We start from the raw sequence: 22,833 nt of genomic DNA, 5'->3' as shown, positions 1-22,833 counted from the left end.
ATACACCATGCCAACGGCGAAAGCAAAGAATTTTCCGTGAACAATGCGCCGCAGCGACTCTTTACAAGTGTTGGGTTATGGTTTATACTTATCCTGTATAACTATCATAAACTTAGGGGTATTGATATATGATCACCATTGACGAACTGAAATCCAAACTCGGCGGCTACCAGACCGCCGTCAACGATCTGCGGGATGCGCTGTCCATCGAAGCCAGCGAAAAACGCCTGGCGGAGCTGGAACACCAGATGACCATGCCCGGCTTTTTTGACGACCAGGCCCGCAGCCAGAAGGTTTATTCCGAGATGGGCGAACTGAAAAACAAGCTGGAGCGGTTCCGCAAGCTGTCCACCCAGTATGAGGAGGCGGGCACCCTGCTGGAGATGATCGAGGAAGAAAACGATCCCGCCCTGACCGCCGAAGGGGAAGAGGCGGTGGAAGGGGTGGCCAAGGCCATCGACGAGCTGCAGCTGATGACCATGCTCAACGGCGAATACGACCACAACAACGCCATCCTGACCTTCCACGCCGGCACCGGCGGAACCGAAGCCCAGGACTGGGCCGAGATGCTCTACCGCATGTACACCCGCTGGGCCGAAGCCCACGGCTACTCGGTGGAGGTGCTGGACGTGCTGGACGGTGACGAAGCCGGCATCAAGAGCGCGTCCATGATGGTCAAGGGCGCCAACGCCTACGGTATGCTCAAGAGCGAAAACGGCGTTCACCGCCTGGTGCGCATCAGTCCCTTCGACGCCAACGCCCGCCGCCAGACCAGCTTTGCCAGCCTGGAAGTCATGCCTGAGCTGAACGACGACATCCAGATCGAGATCAACCCCAACGACATCGAAATGCAGGTGTTCCGTTCCTCCGGCGCCGGCGGCCAGCACATCAACAAGACCTCTTCCGCCGTCCGCCTGATCCACAAGCCCACCGGCATCGTTACTTCCTGCCAGACCCAGCGCAGCCAGCTGCAGAACCGTGAGTACGCCATGGAAATGATGAAGGCCAAGCTGTACCAGATCGCCCTGCAGCAGCACAAGGACAAGATCGACGACATCAAGGGCGTGCAGAACGAGATCGCCTGGGGTCACCAGATCCGCAGCTACGTCTTTATGCCCTACACCCTGGTCAAGGACCATCGCACCAACTATGAGAGCGGCAACGTGCAGGCTGTCATGGACGGCGACCTGGACGGGTTCATCTACGCCTACCTGAAAGCCTCTTCCCGCGGCGAGCTGCAGGAAGTGTAAACTGGCATTTTCATGCTCCCGGACCCCGGGAGCATTTTTGTTTTGCCGGTTTTTTGCCGTCAACCCTTTATTTGTTCACAAAAACCTCTTTATAATGCTGGATAACTTTCCCATCCGCAAAGGAGGCTGATTTTGTTGCATCGTCCCACCCTGCCGCATGTCCGCCGCCCGGCCGATACGGCCCGGCCCGAACCCGCACAACCCGCGCTGCCGGTGGTGAATTCCAGGCCGGAAAAAGGGCTGACCGCCGCCCAGGCCGAAGCCCGGACCAAGGCCGGACTGACCAACCAGGCCCCCCGGGGAACCAGCAAGACCGAAGGCCAGATCCTGCGGGACAACCTCTTTACCTTTTTCAATCTGGTGTTTGTGGTGCTGGCCGCATGCCTGTTTGCGGTGGGGTCCTACCTGAACGCCGGCTTTCTGGGCGTGGTGGTGTGCAATGCGGTCATCGGCATTGTGCAGCAGCTGCGGGCCAAGCATACCATCGATCAGCTGACCCTGCTGGCGGCACACAAGGTCCGCTGCGTGCGGGATGGAACCATCTGCCTGCTTCCCTCGGAAGAACTGGTGCGGGACGACATTGTGGAGTTCACGGCAGGAGAACAGATTTGTGCCGACGCGGTGGTGCGCACCGGCACGGCCCAGGCCAACGAAGCCCTGATCACCGGCGAGGCCGACGCGGTGGAAAAAGGCCCCGGGGATGTGCTGCGGTCGGGTTCCTTCCTGATTTCCGGCCGGTGCCGGGCCCAGCTGACCCATGTGGGGGCGGACAGCTACGCCAACCGCCTGGCGGAGGAAGCCCGCGCCGGGCACACGGTGCCTAAGGGAGAAATGATGCGCTCCCTGGACAAGCTGATCCGGTTCATCGGCATTGCGCTGGTGCCGCTGGGCATCCTGATGTTCTTCAACCAGTTTGCGGCCCTGGACATGACCTTGCGGGACGCGGTGGAAGCCACCGTGGCGTCCCTGGTGGGCATGATCCCCGAAGGGCTGTACCTGCTCACCAGCGTGGCGCTGGCCGTCAGCATGATCCGGCTGGCCCGGCGCAAGGTGCTGGCCCAGGACATGAACTGCATCGAAACCCTGGCCCGGGTGGATGTGCTGTGTGTGGACAAGACCGGCACCATCACCGAAAACCGCATGGAGGCGGGCGAACCCCAGCTGCTGGACGAAAGCTGGACCATGGCCGGGGTGGAGACGGTGCTGCGCAGCCTGTATGCCGATGCCGAACCGGACAACGACACCGCCCGGGCCCTCTGCCGCCGGTTTGTGGGGGAGGGGGGAGAGCGCTGGCAGCGCACCGCCACGGTGCCCTTCAGTTCCGCCTGGAAATGGAGCGCCGCCACCTTCCGGGAGCACGGTTCCTTTGTGGTGGGGGCCCCGGATGTGGTGGCGGGGCCCAGGGCCCGGGAACTGCGCCTGGAGATGGAATCTTACCTGGAACGGGGCTGCCGGTTGCTGCTTCTGGCCGCCTACGACGGCCGCCCCGACCCCAAGACCGGGCTGGACCCGCAAAAACTGCGGTTCCTGGCCCTTCTGCCCCTGACCAACCGGGTGCGGGCACAAGCCCCCCGCACCTTCCGGTATTTTGAGGACCAGGGGGTGGCCATCAAGGTCATTTCGGGAGATAACCCCCTCACCGTCAGCCGGGTGGCCCGGCAGGCGGGGGTGGCGGGCGCCGAAAACTTTGTGGATGCCACCACCCTGCACACCCCGGAGGCCCTGGCCGAAGCTGCCGAGCGGTGTACCGTGTTCGGCCGGGTGACCCCGGACCAGAAACGGCAGCTGGTGCGGGCCATGCAGGCGGCGGGACACACGGTGGCCATGACCGGGGACGGCGTCAATGATGTGCTGGCCCTCAAGGATGCAGACTGCGGCATTGCCATGGCTTCCGGCGCACAGGCGGCCAGCCAGGTGGCCCAGCTGGTGCTGCTGGACTCGGACTTTTCCGGCCTGCCCGCCGTTGTGGCCGAAGGCCGGCGGGTCATCAACAACATCCAGCGTTCGGCGGCCCTCTACCTGGTGAAGAATCTGTTTTCCTTCACCTTCACCCTGGCGGCGCTGTTCATCACCCTGCCCTATCCGCTGCAGCCCATCCAGCTCACCCTGATTGCGGCGGTGACCATCGGCATTCCCTCCTTTGTGCTGGCTCTGGAACCCAACCATGAACTGGTGCGCGGGCGATTCCTGCCCAACGTGCTGCGGGCGGCCCTGCCCGGCGGCCTGACCGACCTGGTGCTGGTGCTGGCCCTGGAAGGCGTGGCAGCGGCCTTTGATATGCCCTATGAGATGCTGTCCACCCTGACCACCCTGGTCATGCTGGGGGTGGGACTTGCGGTTCTGTGGCGGGTCTGCCGCCCCTTCACACCCACCCACACGGCCCTTTGGGTGGGTATGCTGGTGCTGGCGGTGGCCGGTGTGGCGCTGTTCGGCCGGGCGCTGGACCTGGTGGTCCCCGGCCGGCAGGAATGCCTGGTGCTGCTCATCTTCTGGGCTGTCATACCTTATGTGCTGCGGCTGCTGACCAAAACTGTGGAGGCACTCCACACCCTGTGGCGGCGGCACCGCGCTGCCTGAAACAAAAAGACCCCCGCTGCCCGGCATGGCCGGACGGCGGGGGATATTTATTGTATGGCAAAAACATCACCGACCCTGTTTCAGACGCTGGTCTTCGCCGAAGAATTTGAACAACCGGCAGTTGCCCAGCATCCGGCTGGATACCTTCTCGGTGTAGCGGGCCTCAAAAATGCCCTGGTCGGTGATGTTGGTGGTGTACACGGTGGGCCGGTGGCAGAGCATGCGGGTGTTGACCAGCTCGTACAGGACGCTGATGGTCAGGGCGGTGATGTGCTCGGTGCCCAGGTCGTCCAGAATCAGCAGGTCGGCTTCCTTGCAGGCTTCCAGCCAGCTGTCCTCACTGTCCCGGTCAAAATGTTCCCGGCTCAGCTGGGCAGCCAGGGCGGCACTGCTGGTGTACAGCACATCAAACCCTTTTTCCAGCACGGCGTCGGCCACAGCCAGGGCTAGATGGGTCTTGCCCAGCCCGGCCCCACCCATGAACAGCAGGTTGGGGCTCTGGGGGCCGAAATTCTCCGCCCAACGGCGGCAGAACTGCAACACCTTGGCCATGTATTCCCGGGGCGGGCCGCCCAGCTCGGGTTCCACCTCGGCAGGGTAGCGGTTCACATCAAAGGTATCGAACCCGCACAGGGCCAGGGGGCTGGCGGCGTTGATCTCCTCCCGCCGCAGGGTGCGGGCTACCTGGGCCACGCAGCGGCAGGGGGCCCCTTTGTACAGGCCGGTGTCGTGGCATAAAGGACAGGTAAACCGGGGCTCCAGGTCAGCGGGGGAGCGCCCCGCCTTGCGCAGGGCTTCTTCCAGGGCCTGGCCTGCGGCTTCCAGCTTCTGGGCGGCCCCGGCGGTGTCGGCGCCCCGGGCGGCGGCCAGGGTCAGGGCCAGACCGGCCTGGACACGGGCTTCCTCGGCGGCGGCCAGTTCAGGATGGGCCGCAAAGGCGGCGGCCCGCATGCGCTCGGCCCGGGTCACGGCCTGCTGGCGGCGCCCCGCAATATGGCGCTGGGCTTCGCGGAACAGTTCGTCCTTGGTGCGCATGGCTTAGTCCTCCTTTTCGTCCTCAAACATGGCGTTCCAGTTGGCGTGGAACAGGTCCTTCTTGCCCGGGGCGGGGGCGGCGGGTTTCTGGCTGGTGGCCAGAATGTTGGCGCCTGCCAGCTGCCCCTTGCCCCGCACCGCCTGCAACGTGGTCAGGCCCTGGGCACGCCAGGACCGCAGAATACCGTCCACATACCGCACGGTGCGGTGGGCTTCGGCGTGAAGCAGGGCCTCGGCAATCATCTCGCCGCCAAAGCCCCATTCCTCATACCAGCGGGTGATGGCGTTGCGCTCCCACCGGGTCAGGCGGGCCGCCTCGGTGCCGAACTGCAAGGCCACCTCGCTCCAGCGGGCAGCCCGCACCGCCTCCTGCTTCAGAAAACGCTCGGCATCGGCGCCGGTTTCCACCCCGGCTTCCCGCCAGCGGGTCAGTTCCCGGCTCACCGCCGCCACCGTGCACCGGCCTTGCCGGGCCACTTCGGCGCAGCAGGTCAGGATCACGTCGGGCAGCCAGCCGTCCTGCAGGTATAACCCCACCAGCCGCTGCATCTCGCTGCGGCTCAGTGCCCGTCCCAGAGCAACCTGGGCCTCCTGGCACAGCACCGCCACATAGGGGTCGTTCAGGGTGGTCAGGTCGATGTGCGGGGCCTTGGGCGTCTCGGGCTGGGGCAGACCGCCCTGGTCGTTCTCCAGCAGCCCGGCGCCGGCCCAGTATTGCAGCGCGCGCTTGGCGGCCTCGATGCTTTTCAGCCCCAGGTCATGGGCGATGGTACGCGGGTCGGGGGCACCACCGCCGATCAGGTACAGCGCCACCCGCACCGAGTCTCCGTCCGCCCGGGGCAGGTGCTGCCACACCAGACGGGGCACTGCCACCGTATCCCCATTGTGCGCCGCCAGCCGATATCCCATGCCTGTTTTCCTCCGTATGTTCCTTGTTTTGATTCCCCATATTATACCATCGCTCGGGCGGGGTGTAAAGCAAGGACCGGCACCCCATAGCAAAACCGACAAAAACAAAGACGAAATCTTGGCGGGTATTTCCGGGGCCCGCCGCTTGCGTACACAGCGAAAAAAACTTACAATAAAAGTAATAACTCCCGCACCCCGCGGTGCAGACAAAAAGTGGAAAAAGGAGTGATTTCCATGGCCATCAGCCTGGTCAAGCTGCCCACCAAAAAGAAGGATCTTCTGCTGCGCGTGGCAAAAGGACATTTTGCCACCAGCCACAGCCACATCAACTATTACATTGACGTCACCATGCAGAAGACCCGTCTGTCCGAGGCCCGCGCGGTGGCCCAGGAACTGGTGCGCCATTACACCGCCACCACCATTGTGGATACGGTCCTCTGCCTGGACGGCACCGAAGTCATCGGCGCCTGCCTGGCTTCCGAGCTCACCCGCGGCGGCTATGTGAACATGAACGCCCACCAGACCATTTACGTGGTCAGCCCCGAACACACCAGCGGCAGCCAGCTGCTTTTCCGGGAGAATACCGCCCCCATGATCACCAACAAGCATGTGCTGATTCTGGCGGCTTCGGTCACCACCGGCTACACGGCCCAGGCAGCTGTGGAAGCGGTGGACTATTACGGCGGCCTGGTGGCGGGCATCACCTCCATCTTTGCCACCGTCACCGAATGTGCGGGCTATCCCGTCACCTCCATTTTCGATCCCTCTACCCTGGGCGATTACGAAAGCTACGATTCCCGCAACTGCCCGTGGTGCAAACAGGGGGTCAAGATCGACGCGCTGGTCAACAGCTACGGCTATTCCAGCCTGTAAAACCCATGAGTGGGGCATTTTGCCCCGATGTCCTTTTCTCTTTTCGCAAAACCCCTGCCGTTGCACCGGCAGGGGTTTTGTGGTATGCTGGAATACAGTGTGTTTCCGCTTGTTTGCGGGCTTAGGAAGAAATAAAAACACCAGGGGGAAAACCTGTGGCTAAAAAGGACAAAATCCAATATGCGCTGAATTTTGCGGCGGATGCGCTCAGCCTGCTGGTCAGTGTCGTGATTGCATGGGCGGTCACCGATAAAGGGCTGCATGTGCTGCTGGACTATACCCGGCAGGACTGGGGGCAGTTTATCCTGATTCTGCTGCTGGCCTTTGTGGTGGTGTATGCCGGGTTCAACGGCGCAGCCAGGCTGACCCGGCGCGGCTGGAAGGCCGAATTGCTCCACTGTGCGCGCAACACCGTGCTGCTGGGGGCAGCGCTGGCGGTCTGTCTGCTGCTGACCAAGGCCACTTTGCTGGAATCCCGCTACCTGTATGTGGGGCTGCTGACCGCCAACGCCGTCTGCCTGTACCTTTCTCATATGGGCCTGAAAACCTACCTGAACCAATATTTCTACAAGGGTTCTCTGGCCACCCTGGTGGGCATCATTACCACCTCCGACCGGGCCCCCGCCCTGATTCATGACCTCAAGCATGACTGGACCAAAAAGCTGCAGGGGCTGGTGCTGCTGGATGCCGCCAAGCCCGGCGCACAGGTGGACGGCGTGCCGGTGGCGGCAGTGTACGAAGACGCCCTGGAATGGATTCGCCGCGAACCCCTGGACGAAGTGTATGTGAATGTACCCTACCAAAGCGGCGACTCCCTGCGGCCGCTTCTCAGTGAGATGGAGAGCATGGGCCTGTGCGTGCATCTCAACGTGACGGTTCTGGAACCCTACACCGCCGCTGCCCGCAAAGAGGAACAGTGGTTCCCCAAGCTGCAAACCACCGTGGAAACCGCCGGTGGGGTGCCCTTTGTCACCATCATGGCTACCGAACATGATTTCGGAGCCATGGTCCTCAAGCGGCTGATGGACATTGCAGGGGCGCTGGTAGGGCTGGTCATCTCGGTGCCGATCATCGCCGTCACCGCCATTCCTCTCAAACTGGAAAGCCCCGGCCCCCTCTTTTTCTGCCAGAAACGGGTGGGGCTCAACGGGCGTATTTTCCGTATTTATAAGCTGCGCAGCATGTATGTGGATGCGGAGCAGCGCAAGCAGGAACTGATGAAACAGAACAAGATGCAGGGCCTGATGTTCAAGATGGACGACGACCCCCGCATCACCAGGGTGGGCAAGTTCATCCGCCGCACCTCCATCGACGAGCTGCCCCAGTTCTGGAACATTCTGAAGGGGGATATGAGCCTGGTGGGAACCCGGCCGCCCACGCTGGATGAGTATGACCGGTACGACTCCCACCACAAGCGCCGCCTTTCCATGAAACCGGGCCTGACCGGATTGTGGCAGGTCAGCGGACGCAGCAACATCCAGGACTTTGAAGATGTGGTCAAGCTGGACGTGGCCTATATCGATAACTGGTCCCTGGGGCTGGATGTGCGTATCCTGATCAAGACGGTGGGCGTTGTGTTCAAGCGCACCGGCGCAGAATAAAAACGGCTTCCTCCGCCGAAGGGCGGGGGATTTTTTGCTGCCCGGCGGCCGGAAAAGGACAGTCCGGCCGTTTACAGGAAGGGCGGGCTCCGGCATAATGAAGGCAAACACGTTTTCGGTGGGGAAAGGGGGAGACACAGCCATGATCCGGATTGCCATTGTGGAAGATGACCGGCAGGTGCAGGCCCAGCTGGCCGATTATATCCGCCGGTATGAGCGCCAGTTCGGGCGGATGTTTGAACTGAGCCTGTTTGAGGACGGGGACGAGATCGTTTCGGACTACCGCGCGGTGTACGATATCATCCTGCTGGATGTGCAGATGCGCCGCATGGACGGCATGGCGGCCGCCGAGCGGATCCGTCAGATGGATAAGGATGTGCTGCTCATCTTCATCACCAACATGGCCCAGTTTGCCATCCGCGGGTATGCGGTGGATGCCCTGGACTATGTGCTCAAGCCGGTGCCCTACTTTGCCTTTTCCCAGCAGCTGCAAAAGGCGGTGGCCAGGCTGCAGGCCAGGCAGAAGACCTTTCTCACCGTGCCGGTGGAAGGCGGTCTGCGGCGGGTAAATGTGGCCACCCTCTACTATCTGGAAAGCGACGGCCACAAGGTGCGCCTGTATGGGGAGGACGGGGAACTCACCGCCCCGGGCACCCTCAAGAGCTTTGAGGAAAAGCTGGCCGGCAAACCCTTTGCCCGCTGCAACAGCGGCTACCTGGTCAATCTGGCCCAGGTGCTGGGGGTGCAGCAGAACACGGTGCAGGTAGGGCCTTACGAACTGCAGATCAGCCGCCCCAAGAAGAAGGCCTTCATGGAAGCACTTACAGACTATATCGGGGGAGGCGTCCGATGACACTGCCGGATATTCCGCGGCTGTATACCGCTTTGGCCGAGTGGCTGGCCTGCCTGCTGTATCTGCTGGCTTTGCGCCCGCGGTTCGGGCGGGTGGGCACTGTTCTGCTCGGCGCCGGCTGGCTGGTGGGCATGGGCGCCTTTTTGCAGCTCACCGGCCATGTGCCCCTTGTGTGGTGGATTCCCTGCATGATGGCGGCGGTGGCGGCCATGTACCTGTTTTTGCTGCTGGGGTGCGAACTTTCGGCGCAGGATGCCGGATACTGCTGTGCCCGGGCCTTTATCCTGGCGGAATTTGCTGCCAGCCTGGAATGGCAGCTGCACTGTCTTTTGTGGCCCGACCTTCCCGGCGGACACCCGCTTTCCCTGCTGCTGATGGTGGCGGTGTATGCGGTGGTGTACGGGTTTGTGTTCTGGTTCGATGTGCGCCGTATGGGGCGCCATGTGGGGGCCATCGGGGCATCCTGGCGGTCACTGGCCAGCGCGGTGGTCATGGCACTGACCGCCTTTGCGGTGAGCAACCTGAGCTTTGCCCAGGCGGGCAGCAACACCATGAGCGTGTTTTATATCCGCACTCTGGTAGATTTTGCGGGGGTGCTGATTCTCTCCATCCAGCAGGAACAGCTGCGGGAGGCCCGCCTGCATGAAGAACTGTCCGCCATGGACAACGTGCTGCATCGCCAGTATGAGCAGTACCGCCAGAGCAAGGAAAACATCCACCTGCTCAACCGCCGTTACCATGACCTGAAGGTGCAGATAGCGGCCATCCGGGCGGAACGGGACCCCGGCAAGCAGGCGGCCGCCCTGGACGAGATGGAGAGCGGCATCCGCATGTACGAGGCCCAGAACAAGACCGGCAACCCGGTGCTGGATACCCTTCTCACCGCCAAAAGCCTGTACTGCCAGCAGCATGAGATCAACCTGACCTGCGTGGCGGACGGCCATCTTTTGGACTTTATGCCCACGGCGGATATCTGTACCATCGTGGGCACTGCCCTGGACAACGCCACCGAGAGCGTGGAGGCCATCCCGGACACCGAAAAGCGTCTGATCCGAACGGCGGTGTACGCCCAGAACGGGTTTGTCATGCTGCGGTTTGAGAACTACTGTGAAACGGCGCCGGAACTTTCTGCCGACGGCACACCCCGGCCGGGCGGCCACGGAGGGTACGGCATCAAGAGTATCCGGGCCACGGCCCAGAAATACGGCGGCACTGTCACTGTCCACTGGGAAAACAACTGGTTTACCCTGCGGGTATTGCTGCCGGAAACACAAAAATAAGCAGGTCCGCCGCAGCGGGAACGCGGCGGGCCTGTTTTGCGGTGGTTAAGCATTCTGCACAAGACCAGACCGATTGCCTTTAGAAATTATGACAAGAAAAAGGAAAACCAAAACCGGAGATTGCACAGAATATGCCACAAAATCGCCAGATTATGCAAAAGAAGAACATGCCGGAAGGGAATCGTGTACAATAAGGCCATGGAAAGTTCGGCAGCGGTACCGCTTGAACTGGAAACGAAAAGGAGGAATACACCAAAATGCTGGAAATCAACATTAACGACGTTATAGGCGTTCTGGATCTCTGCAAGCCTTATCTCATTGCGCTGGCCTGTATTCTTGTGCTTGTCGTGGCCATTGTCATTGCTTGCCGCAAGCTGGAAAAACACAAGAAATATCTGGTTCGCAGCCAGTCCATCCTGGCCGGTATCCTGGCAGCCGGCGTGGTGGTCAACCTGATTGCTTTCGGCCCCATGTCCACCCTGATCGGTCTGGCTACCGGCAACGGCACCGTCAGCCAGGAAAGCGCCGACGCTGCCTCCGAAGTGGCGGAGGAGATCGCCGGGGAAGGCATGGTTCTGTTGAAAAACGACGGCATGCTGCCTCTGACCCAGCAGAAAAACCTGAACCTGTTCGGCTGGGCCTCCATCAATCCGGTGTATGGTGGCGCCGGTTCCGGGTCCATCAACGACCTGTGGCCCATTGTCAGCCTGGAGGAAGGCCTGCAGAATGCCGGCTTCACCCTGAACACCGAACTGCATGACTTCTACGCGTCCTACACCTCCAGCCGGCTCAAGATGTCCGAATCCAAGCAGGCCTGGACCCTGCCGGAACCCACCGCGGACATGTACACCGACGAGATGATGAACAACGCCAAGAACTTCTCCGATGTGGCCGTCATCGTCATTGCCCGTATCGGCGGCGAAGGCTATAACGATATGCCCAAAGACCTGAGCACCGTGGCCTATGACAGCAACAGCACCGAGTACGACGATTTCCCCGAAGGCCGCCATTACCTGGAACTGTCCCAGACCGAGCGCAACATGGTGGATCTGGTGTGCAGCAACTTTGATAACGTTCTGCTGGTATACAACAGCGCCCATTCCTTTGAGCTGGGCTTTGTGGATGAGTATCCCCAGATCAAGAGCGTGCTGTGGTGCCCCGGCACCGGCAACGTGGGCTTCAATTCGCTGGGCAAGATCCTTAACGGCGAGATCAACCCTTCCGGCCGTACCTCGGATACCTTTGTGTATGACCTGACCAACACTCCCTGGTGGAACAACTCCAACCAGCTGCCTTACGAGAACATCAGCGATATGGCGGTCACTTCCTACCGCACCGACGGCAGCGAGGTGGTGGCGGCGCCCAAGTTCACCAACTACGTGGAAGGCATCTACGTGGGCTACAAGTGGTATGAGACTGCCGCCGCGGAAGGCTTCCTGGACTATGACAAGGTCGTGCAGTATCCCTTCGGCTACGGCCTGAGCTACACCACCTTTGACCAGAAGATGAGTGACATGACAGTGGCGGATGGCAACATCAGCTTCACCGTCACGGTTACCAACACCGGTTCTGCGGCCGGCAAGGACGTGGTGGAAGTATACTCCAACCCGCCTTACACCAACGGCGGCATCGAAAAATCCGCCGCCAACCTGATCACCTTCGAAAAGACCGCCCTGCTGCAGCCCGGCGAATCCGAGGAGGTTGCCATCTCCTTCCCGGTGGACGATCTGGCCTCCTACGATATGAATGTGCACCGCAGCTATGTGCTGGAAGCCGGTGACTACATTATCTCCATCAACAAGGATTCCCACAATGTCATCGACTCCCGCACCTATACCGTGGACAGCGATGTGGTCTATGATACCCAGCCCCGTTCCACCGACAACATCGTGGCCACCAACCAGTTTGATTTTGCCGCGGGGGACGTGACCTACCTGTCCCGCAAAGATGGCTTTGCCAACTACGCCCAGGCCACGGCGGCGCCCGCATCGCTGGATATGGCGCCGGAATACGTGGAAGGATTCTATACCAACGAAGTCTTTGACTTCAACATGTACATCGATGACAGCGTGGAGATGCCCACCACCGGCGCGGACAATGGCCTGAAACTGGCCGATATGCGCGGCAAGGATTACGACGATCCCATGTGGGAGGACCTGCTGGACGAGATGACCGTGGAAGAGATGAGCAACCTGTGCGGTCTGGAAGGCTTCCAGACAGCGGAAGTGCCCTCCATCGGCAAGGTGGCCACCGTGGATTGCGACGGCCCCGCTTCCATCAACAACAACTTCACCGGCACCGGCTCCATCGGTTTCCCGGTGGCTGTCATGATCGCCTGCACCTGGAACCAGGAGCTGGCCTATCAGTTTGGCGAAAACATCGGCAAGATGGCCAACGAGATGAACGTCAACGGCTGGTATGCACCGGCCATGAACACCCATCGCACCCCCTTTGGCGGCCGCAACTTCGAGTATTACTCCGAGGACGGCGTCCTGGCCGGTAAGATTGCAGCCAACGCGGTGGCCGGTGCCAAGAGCCGCGGCGTGTATGCCTACATCAAGCACTTTGCCATGTACGACTCCAACGCCATGATGGTCTCCATCTGGTCCAACGAGCAGGCCATGCGCGAAATCTACTTCAAGCCCTTTGAGTATGCCGTCAAGGAAGGCGGCGCCAACGCGGTCATGTGTGCCTGGTGTGATATCGGCAACCGCTGGGCCGGCACCTGCAGCGAACTGCTGGAAACCGTGCTGCGGGACGAATGGGGCTTCCGCGGGTTTGTCCTGACCGACAACTTCACCCCCAACGGACGCGGCTACATGAACGCCGACCTGGCCTTCCACAACGGTGTGGACGCTCTGCTCACCACCTACGATTCCGACTACAACCACATGAAGGATCTGACGGCGGCTTCCAACGTGGCCACCCTGCGCAAGACCAGCAAGAACATTCTGTACACCGTGGTCAACAGCAGTGCCTATGCCGAAGATGCGGCCAATGCCGGCATGGAAGGCTGGAAGGTCACTGCCATTGCCATCGATGTCGTGGCGGTTCTGGTTCTGGCTGCCCTGGATCTGACGGTGATCCGCAAACAGTACAAAAAACGCAAACAGGCAACTGCGCCCCAGAAAGAGCAGTAACGTGATGTAAAGGCACCGCAGCCGTCCCTGCTCACGCGGGGATGGCTGCGGTATTTGCAAAAGGAGAAGATGACGGTGACTGACAAGAAAATTTCCACCCTCACCCTCGAACAAAAATGTGCCCTGCTCTCCGGTGCCGACACCTTCTGCACCTGGGCTCTGCCCGGACACGGCATCCCGTCTCTCTGGCTGTCCGACGGCCCCAGCGGGGTGCGCAAACAGGAAGGTGCCAGCGACCATCTGGGCATCAATCCCAGTGCGCCGTCCACCTGCTTTCCCACGGCGGTCACCCTGGCCGGCAGCTGGGACCCCGACCTGCTGGAGGAAGTGGGCCGGGCCATGGGGCAGGAGGCCGCCGCCCAGGACGTGGACGTGCTGCTGGCCCCAGGCCTCAACATCAAGCGCAGCCCGTTGTGCGGGCGCAACTTTGAATATTATTCCGAAGACCCCATCCTGGCGGGTAAACTGGCCGCCGGCATGATCCGGGGGATCCAGAAAGGCGGTGCCGCCGCCTGTCCCAAGCATTTTGCGGTCAACAACCAGGAGACCCGCCGCATGGTGTCGGATTCCACCCTGGATGAGCGTACCCTGCGGGAAATCTACCTCACCGGGTTTGAGATTGCCGTGGAGGAAGGCAAACCCCGCTCCCTCATGACCTCCTACAACCTCATCAACGGGACCTACGCCAACGAAAACACCCATCTGCTGCAGGACATCCTGCGGGGAGAGTGGGGCTTTACCGGGACGGTGGTCTCCGACTGGGGCGGGTCCAACGACCATGCCCTGGGGGTAAAAAACGGTTCCACCCTGGAAATGCCCGCCCCCGGCGGGGACGCCGTGCGGGAACTGATGGAAGCTGTGCGAACCGGCAAGATCACCGAGCAGGACATCGACGCCCGGGTAGGGGAGCTGCTCACCCTCGTTGAGGATGCCCGACGCATCCGGCAGAACAAGCCTTCCGCCGACCCGGAAGCCCACCATCGCCTGGCCCGCCGTGCCGCGGCCGAAGGCATGGTGCTGCTGAAAAACGAAGGCATCCTGCCCCTGGACCCTGCCGCCACGGTGGCGGTCATCGGCGATTTTGCCGCCGTGCCCCGGTACCAAGGGGCCGGGTCCAGCGCCGTCAACGCCAGCCGGGTGGATACCGTCACCGGCCTGCTGGAAGAAAGCGGCATCTGCGCCGTGGGCTATGCCCCGGGCTTTGCCCGCAACGGCAACCCCGACCCGGCCAGGCAGGCCGAGGCGGTGGCCCTGGCCCAAACGGCGGATGTGGTGCTGCTTTTCCTGGGGCTGGACGAGCTGCGGGAAAGCGAGGGCATGGACCGGACGGACATGTGCCTGGCTCCCAACCAGGTGGACCTGCTGTCTGCCGTGGCCGAAGTCAACCCCAACACGGTGGTGGTGCTCAGCGCGGGGGCCCCGGTGGAAACACCCTGGCTGCCGCACTGCAAGGCGCTGCTGTATGCGGCGCTGGGCGGGCAGGCCGGTGCCGGTGCGGTGCTGGACCTGCTCACCGGCAAGGCGTGCCCCGGCGGACATCTGGCCGAAACCTGGCCCCTGCGGTACCAGGATACCCCTGCCGCCGGAACGTTTGCGGGGCCGGGGCGGATCGTGCCCTACCGGGAGAGCGTGTATGTGGGCTACCGCTATTATCAGACGGTGGGGGTCCCGGTGGCGTTTCCCTTCGGGTATGGTCTGAGCTATACCACCTTCGCCTGGCGGGATTTCCGGGCCGATTCCACAAAAGTGACCCTGACGGTGGAAAACACCGGCAGCTTTGACGGCGCCGAACTGGTGCAGATTTATCTGGGAAAGCCGGATGCCAAGGTGTTCGGACCCCGGCGTCAGCTCAAGGCCTTCCGCAAGGTGTTCCTGAAAGCGGGGGAGAGCGCTACCCTGACCATCCCGCTGGACCGGCGTGCGTTCCGCTACTGGAACGTGGAAACCGACCGCTGGGCGGTGGAAGGGGGCGACTACCAGATCTGTGCCGGTACATCGGCGGCGGATATCCGGTTCCGTGCGGCGGTCACCCTGCCGGGCAGCGGCGACCCCCTGCCCTATACGGGGCTGGCCCTGCCACATTACGAGACTGGGGACATCGTCCATGTGACCAACCGGGAATTCGAGCGCTTGTTGGGACACCCCATCCCCCAGGAAAAGACGGTGATTGACCGCAATATGACTCTGGGGGAGATCGGCCACAGCCGCAGTCCGCTGGCCTGGCTGATCAACCGGGTGCATACGGCCTTGCTGCGCCGCAGCCTGCAAGCCGGAACCCCCGACCTGAACCTGCTGTTCAATTACAACATGCCTCTGCGTGCCGTGGCCAAAATGACCAACGGCATGGTCAGCATGGGGATGATTGACGCTCTGGTCATGGAACTGAAAGGCTTCTGGATCATCGGGCTGGTGCGGCTTGTGGCGGAGTTTGTGCTCAACGGCCTTCGCAACAGGGCGCTGGAACAGCGCCTGAATGCGCCGGCAAAGGAGGAAACACCATGAACGCAGTCAAGGCCTGGATCAAGGCGCATCCCACCGTGTGGGAGTTCATCCTCTTCAACCTGCTGTCCAACTGTGCCACTGTGGTCAATTTTGTGGTCATGTGGGTGTGTACCGGATTCGTGTTCACAGCGTTCCGGAATCAACCCTTCTCATTTTTGATCTTCCGCTACACCAATGTGGAAAGCGATCTGGGACTGTGCGGCTTTCTGAGCTTTCTTGTGGCCACCGCCGCCGCCCAGACGGTGAACTTCTTTGTACAGAAAAACTGGGTGTTCAAATCCAACGCGGCGTTCAGCCGTGCGGTGCCGCGGTACGTGGTGCTGGCGGTGGTGCTGGTCATCGTGTCCAGTGCGCTGCCCGCCTATAGCCAGAGTTTCTTTGTCTGGCTGGGCCTGCCAGCCGCCCTGGCGCCCACCCTGGCCAATGTGCTGAACATCGTGGTGCAGGTGGTACTCAGCTACCCGACCATGAAATTCTGGATCATGCCCAAACAATAAAAACAGGGAGGGTGTCCCGCGAAGGGACACCCTCTTTGTATTTTCAGGTGATGTTGTACTGCTTCATCCAATAGTTGATCTGCAAAAAGTAGGCGATCATCTGCGGCCCTGCCATCAGCTGGCCGAACCACGGCTTGCCGTAGTCCTTAGGCTGTTCCAGAAAACGTTCCGCCTTTTTGCGGTCCAGAAAGCGATGCACGGGGGCCTGGGGGTCCTCCAGGATCTGCCGGAACCGCTTGGCCAGCAAAGCTTCGTATACCGGCGAGTAGGTCTTGGGGTAGGGGCTCTTTTTACGGTACAGCAGCTGTGGCGGTAAAAGGTCCTTGCAGGCATCCCGCAGCAGCTTCTTTTCCATGCCCTTTTCGTATTTCATCTCCCAGGGGACATTATATACATACTCCACAATCCGGTGATCCGCAAAGGGGACACGGGCTTCCAGCCCCCAGGCCATGCTGGTACGGTCCATGCGGTCCAACAGGGTTTGCATGAACCAGCGCAGATTCAGAAAGCCCATCTCCCGCCTGCGCAGTGCGTCGCCGTGTTCCTCCGGCAGGGCAGGCACCCGGGCCAGGGTATCCCGGTATTGCTCGTTCATGTAGTCCTCCAGCTGCAAAATGCGGATGGCTTCGTCCGAAAGCAGGGCTGTCCGGGCCGACAGGTCCGCCGACCAGGGAAAGCCGTCGGCATAGAACAGGTCTTCCCGGTAGAACCAGGGATAGCCGCCGAAAATCTCGTCGGCACATTCGCCGGTCAACGCCACCTTGTTGTGCTGCTTCACCAGGCCGCAGAAGTAATACAGGGAGGCGTCCACATCGGTCATGCCCGGCAGGTCCTTGATCCGGACAGCATCCTCCAGCAAATCTGCCAGCGTGGTCTCGTCACATTCCAGATAGGTGTGGTGCAGGGGATACAAACCCAGGACCAGGTCCACATACGGGCGGTCCCGGGTGGGCTGAAAGGCGTTGGATTGGAAGCAGGTATCGTTGTGGGTAAAATCAAAGGAAAAGGTGTTGAGCGTCTGCCCTTCCGACTGCAGCTGTCGGCAGGCGATGGCGGTCACCACGGTGGAATCGATGCCGCCGGATAAAAAGCTGCACACCGGCACATCGGATACCAGTTGCCGTTGAATGGCGTCGTGCAGCAGCCAGGATACGGTTTCCACTGTTCGGGCATAGCTGTCCGTATGTGGCTTTGCTTCCAACGTCCAATAGGAATACTCCTGCACATTCTTCCGGGAGTATTCCACAATACACCCGGGTCTGACTTCCCGCAGACCACGGAATACGCCGCACCCGGGGGTTCTGGCCGGCCCCAGCCCAAAGATTTCCCGGAAGCTGTCCAGGTCGGCTTCCGGGTGAACCAGCGGATGAGCAAACAGGGCCTTGGGCTCTGACCCGAAGACAAGGGTATCCCCTTTCACGGCATAGAACAGCGGTTTGACCCCCAGCCGGTCCCGGCATAGAAACAGGGTATTCCGTTTTTCATCCCATATGGCGAACGCAAAAATTCCATTCAGCTTTTTTGCGATCTCCATGCCGTATTCCATGTACCCGCAAAGAATAACCTCGGTGTCGCAGGTGGTTTCAAAGTGGTATCCGCGCCGGAGCAGTTCCTGCTTCAGCTCATCGGCGTTGTAGATTTCTCCGTTGTACACAATTCCATAGTCGCTCTCGCCCCGCCGCCGCAGCATGGGCTGCGCCCCGCCGCGCAGGTCCCGGATGGAAAGCCGGGTATGGGCAAGCCCTACATTGTGTTGCAGATATTCCCCGGTCTGATCATGGCCCCGGTGGGCAATCGCTGTCCGCATCCTCACAAGAGCCCGGGGCCAACGCCCGGGCTCCTGAAGAAAATCAGCTTTGAAGCTGCAAAATCCGGCAATTCCGCACATAAGCACACCCCGCAACTAAAAAAGTACAAGGCGCTTTTCTTGGAAATAAGCGCCTGTATCAGTATATTCGGCTTTTGCAGATATGATACCGCGCCGCAGAAGGGGGGAGAGAAAGGCACACAAAAGAAAAATCCGGACCGTTTCCTGTGGGAAACAAGTCCGGATGACGGCAGCTTTACCGGTTTTGAGGGCGGAGTGAAAAACCGAATCTTGAAAAACATCCCATCAACTCAAGGAATCATCAAAAAAATCTGAATCGATTCTTTTAATGGAATAGATGGCTTCAACGGATACACCTACATTGTGTTCGATCATCAGTTCAGCCAAGGCATTGCCGTCGATCAGTATGATTTTGGTTGTGTGCTGCTTATTTGCATATTCCCTGGCTTCTTTGGTGAATTGAGCTGTGGTAATGAATAAACCTTTTGTAGCACCCTGGCCTGCCAAAGCACCTACGAATTTTTGCAGTTCGGGACGCCCCACCGTACTGTTGCGATCCCAGCGTTTCGCTTGTATATAAATCAAGTTGAATCCCAATTTGTCCTCGCGAATAATGCCATCAATTCCTTCGTCACCGGTACTCTTGGTGACGGTTCCGGCACCTTTCAGTGAACTGCCGTATCCCATTTTTGTTAATAGGGTTACCACAAGGTGCTCAAAAAATGTAGGAGATTGCTTCATGATTTCCGACAATAGATCGTCAATCAATGCATCTTTGATTTTTGTGTAAGCACTGTCCAGTATATCCTGAGGGGATTCGCTGGAGATGACAGACTGTTGCGCAAAGGTGGATCCGGTTACACCGGTGGAATCGATGGCAGTAATGTCGGAAGACGTAGTAGAACTGCGAGAAAGAAAGTGTTTGAATGAGTCAAACTCAAGAAGAACATTGTTATCGATTTTTGGAACGTTCGAAGAGAGGACACTTTTTCCCGAATCCGAAATTTGATATGTACCACGAGAAATGTTCTTGACGAGGCCGGCTTGCTTCAAATAACTGGCGGTCCAGTTCACTCTGTTGTTGAACAAAAACTGTTTGCCACTGGGCAGCAATTCTCTTCGTTCTTCGTCGGAAAGATGAAATACAGTTGCAAGGATATTTCGTATCTCACCGATTTTGTGCGGTGCATTATCGGAAAGAACTTCTAGAAATTCTCGATACATGTCATCGTATTTAGGAATTGCCATTCGAGATATCCCCTTTACAATAAACTGGTTTAATTATACATTATCTGAAAGGCAATAACAATGGAAGAAAGCGGCTAAGGATGTAACACTCAAAAGTGGTGCCGCATTCTGCCTCGCAACTTCCGGGCAACAAAAAAAGCTCCCAGCCAAAGCTGAGAGCTTTTTGGTCGGAGTGACGGGATTCGAACCCACGGCCTCTTGGTCCCGAACCAAGCGCGCTACCATCTGCGCTACACCCCGAGAAAAAAACCGCAGCATTCTTGCTGCTGCGGTTTCAGTGGTTGGGGATGAGAGGATCGAACTCCCACGGGCGGAGTCAGAGTCCGCTGCACTACCATTATGCGAATCCCCAGTAGGTTTTGTCTGGGCTTGCTGCCCTCGACGTTTATTTATTATAGCCACTTGATCCCGGTTTGTCAACAGTTTTTTGCAAAAAAATGGGATATATTTTTTGCAGGGGGCTCCGAGTACCGAAGCAAAAACAAAAAAGACTGACACAACAGAATTTTTTGCGTCGTCGGTCGGGCAAGGCATTGACAAATTGGTGCCCGGTGGCGTACTCTTAAACCGAAGAAAACGATTCGGCAGCGGTGCGCCGCACAGCGCCCGCGCAGCCAAATAACGGGAGGGTTACACAATGAAAATGCGTGTTGGTATCCTTACGTCCGGCGGCGACTGCCCCGGCCTGAACGCAACCATTCGCGGCGTGGCCAAGGCCCTGTATCAGCGCATGGGCGACAATGTGGAGATCATCGGCGTCATGAACGGTTATGACGGACTGATCAACGGGAACTACCGTGTCATGGATCCCTCGGAATTTTCCGGTATCCTGACGGTGGGCGGTACCATTCTGGGCACCAAGCGGACCCCCTTCAAGATGATGCGCGTGGTTGGCGATGACAACGTGGACAAGGTTGCTGCCATGAAGAAGACCTACAAGGCGGCCAAGCTGGACTGCCTGCTCTGCCTGGGCGGCAACGGTACCCACAAGACTGCCAACCTCCTCAGCCAGGAAGGCCTCAACATCATCGGCCTGCCCAAGACCATTGATAACGATATCTACGGTACCGACGTGACCTTCGGTTTCCACACCGCCGTGGACATCGCCACCGAGGTCATCGACCGCATTCACACCACCGCCGGCAGCCACAGCCGGGTGATGTGCATCGAGATCATGGGCAACAAGGCCGGGTGGCTGACGCTGTACTCCGGTATTGCCGGCGGTGCCGACATCATCCTGATCCCCGAGCATCCTTATGATATCAAGAAGGTGGCCAACGCTGTGGAGCGCCGCGCCAAAGCCGGCAAGAACTTCTCCATTCTGGCGGTGGCCGAGGGCGCCGTCTCGGTGGAGGAAGCCAAGATGAAGCGCAAGGAATGGACTGCCAAGCGGGCTGCCGATGGCTACACCACCGCCACCAACCGCATTGCCCGCCAGATCGAGCAGATGACCGGTGCCGAGACCCGCATCTGTGTGCCCGGCCATATGCAGCGCGGCGGTTCTCCTTCCGCCTACGACCGTGTGCTGGCCACCCAGTTTGGCGCCTATGCCGCCGGCCTGGTGGCGGACGAGCACTACGGTGTGACCGTGGCCATGGTCAACCGCAATGTCACCGCCAACCCGCTCATCGAGATCGCCGGCAAGACCCGCGGCGTGCCCGATGACTGCGCCATGCTCAACGTGGCCCGCTCTATGGGCATCAGCCTGGGCTGATCGCAATAACAAAAACCGCAGCTTCGGCGGCGGACAGTGTGCACCCATCCGGTGCGGCTGTCCGCCGCCTTTTTCTTTGCCGGATTTTCACCCCAGAAATCAAAAAAATGCGTTCAGACCTCTTGACGAAAAAGACAAAAGGTGATATGGTTAATTACACAAGTAATGAACCAATAAACCGGGCTGCGCAGCCGGTTCTGGTTCCTGCCTGTTCTACACAAGAAAGGGGGCGCTGTTTTGAAGGGAACTCTCAATGACCAGAGCCTGATTTACCGGCAGATCGCCCAACTGCTGGAAGACGGCATCCTGCGGGGGGAATACCCCGCCGACACCCAGGTGCCCAGCACCAACGAACTGGCCCGGGCCTTCAACATCAACCCGGCCACTGCCGCCAAGGGCATCAATCGCCTGGTGGACGAAGGACTTCTGTACAAGCGGCGAGGCATCGGCATGTTCGTGTCGCCCGGCGCGGCCGAAGCCCTGCGGAAAAAGCGGCGGGAAGATTTTGCCAAAACGCAGGTCAGGGCCTTCGTGCGGGAAGCCAAGCGTCTGGGCCTGACCCAACAAGAACTGTACAGCCTGGTGCAAGCCCAGGCGGAAGAGGAGCAACTGCCATGACTACCATCCAAAAAGCACCCGCCCCGCAGCCTTTGCAGGCGGCGAAACTCTGCAAACACTATGGCAAGCAGCAGGTCTTGCAGGACCTGGACCTGACCTTTGAACCCGGGCGCATTTACGGGCTCATCGGCCGCAACGGCGCCGGAAAAACCACTCTGCTGGGCATTCTGTCCGGGCAGAACTTTGCCACCGGTGGCCAGGCCCTGTACGGCGGCCAGCCGGTGTGGGAAAACAGCACCGTGCTGGGTAACCTGCATTTTGCCCGGGAGCTGTCCGCATCCAGTGAACTGGCCGGCCTTTCGGTCAAGAACTTCCTGCGGGCCGGGCGGCTGTTCTGCCCCTACTGGGACCAGGGCTACGCCGACGAGCTGATCAAAAAGTTCGAACTGCCCAACAAGATGATCAACCGCCTGTCCCGCGGGCAGATGAGCATGGTGTCCATCACGGCGGCGCTGGCTTCCAAGGCGCCGGTCACCCTGCTGGACGAACCCACCGCCGGGCTGGACGTGGTGGTGCGGGAACGGTTTTACCGCATTCTGCTGGAGGAATACCAGCGCACCGGCCGCACCTTTGTCATCTCCACCCACATCATTGAGGAAGCCGCCTCGGTGTTTGAAAAGGTGGTCATCCTGGACGAGGGCAAGGTGGTGGCAGACACGGACACCGATGATCTGATCAGCGAATTCCGCTACATCAGCGGCCCTGCCGCAGAACTGGACGCGGCTCTGGCCGAACAGGGGATCGCACCCCTGCAGACCCAGGTGCTGGGTGGCCACAAGATGGTGGCTGTGCGGGGAAACGAGACCCTCTTTGATGCGTTGGAGGCCCGGGACGGCCTGACCGTGGAGGGCATGAACCTGCAGAATGTGTTTGTGGCCTTGTGCGGCCACGGCGACGAGGAGGGGTGA

Annotated in this window: 16 protein-coding genes and 2 tRNA genes; 12 read left to right on the top strand and 6 right to left on the bottom strand. The window is 60.0% G+C overall.

All coding sequences use genetic code 11. From position 1 onward, the window contains the following. Positions 1 to 128: 128 nt before the first annotated feature. Positions 129 to 1,250 carry a peptide chain release factor 2 gene (gene prfB / locus H6B15_RS03325; RefSeq protein WP_204646098.1) on the top strand — a complete coding sequence of 374 codons (1,122 nt, stop codon included), beginning with the start codon at positions 129 to 131 and terminating at the stop codon, positions 1,248 to 1,250. A gap of 132 nt (positions 1,251 to 1,382) precedes the next feature. Beyond that, the gene (locus H6B15_RS03320; protein WP_243424249.1) at positions 1,383 to 3,827 is read left to right on the top strand and encodes an HAD-IC family P-type ATPase; all 2,445 of its coding nucleotides are present in this window, start codon (positions 1,383 to 1,385) and stop codon (positions 3,825 to 3,827) included. Positions 3,828 to 3,893: 66 nt separating this feature from the next. Here the strand turns inward: H6B15_RS03320 and H6B15_RS03315 are convergent, their stop codons facing one another. Then, entirely contained in the window at positions 3,894 to 4,862 is a 969-nt protein-coding gene (locus tag H6B15_RS03315) for an ATP-binding protein (protein ID WP_204646097.1), read from the bottom strand. Between the two features lie 3 nt (positions 4,863 to 4,865). Beyond that, positions 4,866 to 5,771, bottom strand: coding sequence for a DnaD domain protein (locus tag H6B15_RS03310; RefSeq protein WP_204646094.1), 906 nt, complete (start codon positions 5,769 to 5,771; stop codon positions 4,866 to 4,868). 234 nt (positions 5,772 to 6,005) lie between these two features. Here H6B15_RS03310 and H6B15_RS03305 point away from each other — a divergent pair, with 234 nt between their 5' ends. The 7 genes from H6B15_RS03305 (at position 6,006) to H6B15_RS03275 (ending at position 16,517) form a co-directional block, all read left to right on the top strand. Next, on the top strand, positions 6,006 to 6,644 hold the full coding sequence (locus tag H6B15_RS03305; RefSeq protein ID WP_204646092.1) for a phosphoribosyltransferase: 639 nt from the start codon (positions 6,006 to 6,008) through the stop codon (positions 6,642 to 6,644). A 155-nt stretch (positions 6,645 to 6,799) separates the two neighbouring features. Beyond that, a complete protein-coding gene (locus H6B15_RS03300; RefSeq protein WP_204646090.1) occupies positions 6,800 to 8,245 on the top strand; it encodes an exopolysaccharide biosynthesis polyprenyl glycosylphosphotransferase in 1,446 nt (481 codons plus the stop codon). Between the two features lie 142 nt (positions 8,246 to 8,387). Continuing rightward, on the top strand, positions 8,388 to 9,098 hold the full coding sequence (locus tag H6B15_RS03295; protein WP_204646086.1) for a LytR/AlgR family response regulator transcription factor: 711 nt from the start codon (positions 8,388 to 8,390) through the stop codon (positions 9,096 to 9,098). Next, entirely contained in the window at positions 9,095 to 10,378 is a 1,284-nt protein-coding gene (locus tag H6B15_RS03290; protein ID WP_204646083.1) for a sensor histidine kinase, read from the top strand. The genes H6B15_RS03295 and H6B15_RS03290 overlap by 4 nt, the downstream gene beginning before the upstream one ends. 257 nt (positions 10,379 to 10,635) lie before the next feature. Continuing rightward, positions 10,636 to 13,518: a glycoside hydrolase family 3 N-terminal domain-containing protein gene (locus H6B15_RS03285; protein WP_204646081.1), complete on the top strand. Its 2,883-nt coding sequence runs from the start codon at positions 10,636 to 10,638 to the stop codon at positions 13,516 to 13,518. Positions 13,519 to 13,587: 69 nt separating this feature from the next. Then, on the top strand, positions 13,588 to 16,020 hold the full coding sequence (locus H6B15_RS03280; RefSeq protein ID WP_204646079.1) for a glycoside hydrolase family 3 C-terminal domain-containing protein: 2,433 nt from the start codon (positions 13,588 to 13,590) through the stop codon (positions 16,018 to 16,020). Further along, on the top strand, positions 16,017 to 16,517 hold the full coding sequence (locus H6B15_RS03275) for a GtrA family protein (protein ID WP_204646077.1): 501 nt from the start codon (positions 16,017 to 16,019) through the stop codon (positions 16,515 to 16,517). The genes H6B15_RS03280 and H6B15_RS03275 overlap by 4 nt, the downstream gene beginning before the upstream one ends. Before the next feature lie 43 nt (positions 16,518 to 16,560). On the opposite strand, the gene asnB is transcribed toward H6B15_RS03275, so the two are convergent. From asnB to H6B15_RS03255, 4 genes are all read right to left on the bottom strand, one after another. Further along, positions 16,561 to 18,405: an asparagine synthase (glutamine-hydrolyzing) gene (gene asnB / locus H6B15_RS03270; RefSeq protein WP_204646067.1), complete on the bottom strand. Its 1,845-nt coding sequence runs from the start codon at positions 18,403 to 18,405 to the stop codon at positions 16,561 to 16,563. A gap of 225 nt (positions 18,406 to 18,630) precedes the next feature. Then, a complete protein-coding gene (locus tag H6B15_RS03265) occupies positions 18,631 to 19,593 on the bottom strand; it encodes a restriction endonuclease (RefSeq protein ID WP_204646065.1) in 963 nt (320 codons plus the stop codon). Between the two features lie 164 nt (positions 19,594 to 19,757). Beyond that, positions 19,758 to 19,833, bottom strand: a tRNA-Pro gene (locus H6B15_RS03260). 38 nt (positions 19,834 to 19,871) lie between these two features. After that, a tRNA-Gln gene (locus H6B15_RS03255) sits at positions 19,872 to 19,945 on the bottom strand. 285 nt (positions 19,946 to 20,230) lie between these two features. Between H6B15_RS03255 and H6B15_RS03250 the strand changes: the two genes are divergently transcribed. The 3 genes from H6B15_RS03250 to H6B15_RS03240 all read left to right on the top strand — a co-directional run bounded on the left by H6B15_RS03250 (position 20,231) and on the right by H6B15_RS03240 (position 22,833). Continuing rightward, complete coding sequence (locus H6B15_RS03250; RefSeq protein WP_204646063.1) at positions 20,231 to 21,307, top strand: 6-phosphofructokinase; 1,077 nt, start codon at positions 20,231 to 20,233, stop codon at positions 21,305 to 21,307. A 237-nt stretch (positions 21,308 to 21,544) separates the two neighbouring features. Then, the gene (locus H6B15_RS03245) at positions 21,545 to 21,925 is read left to right on the top strand and encodes a GntR family transcriptional regulator (RefSeq protein WP_204646061.1); all 381 of its coding nucleotides are present in this window, start codon (positions 21,545 to 21,547) and stop codon (positions 21,923 to 21,925) included. Further along, positions 21,922 to 22,833 carry an ABC transporter ATP-binding protein gene (locus tag H6B15_RS03240; RefSeq protein ID WP_204646059.1) on the top strand — a complete coding sequence of 304 codons (912 nt, stop codon included), beginning with the start codon at positions 21,922 to 21,924 and terminating at the stop codon, positions 22,831 to 22,833. The genes H6B15_RS03245 and H6B15_RS03240 overlap by 4 nt, the downstream gene beginning before the upstream one ends.

It is taken from the genome of Gemmiger formicilis, assembly GCF_016900095.1.
GTDB classification, from domain to species: Bacteria; Bacillota; Clostridia; order Oscillospirales; family Ruminococcaceae; genus Gemmiger; species Gemmiger formicilis_A.
This window is presented reverse-complemented; position numbering and strand designations above follow the sequence as displayed.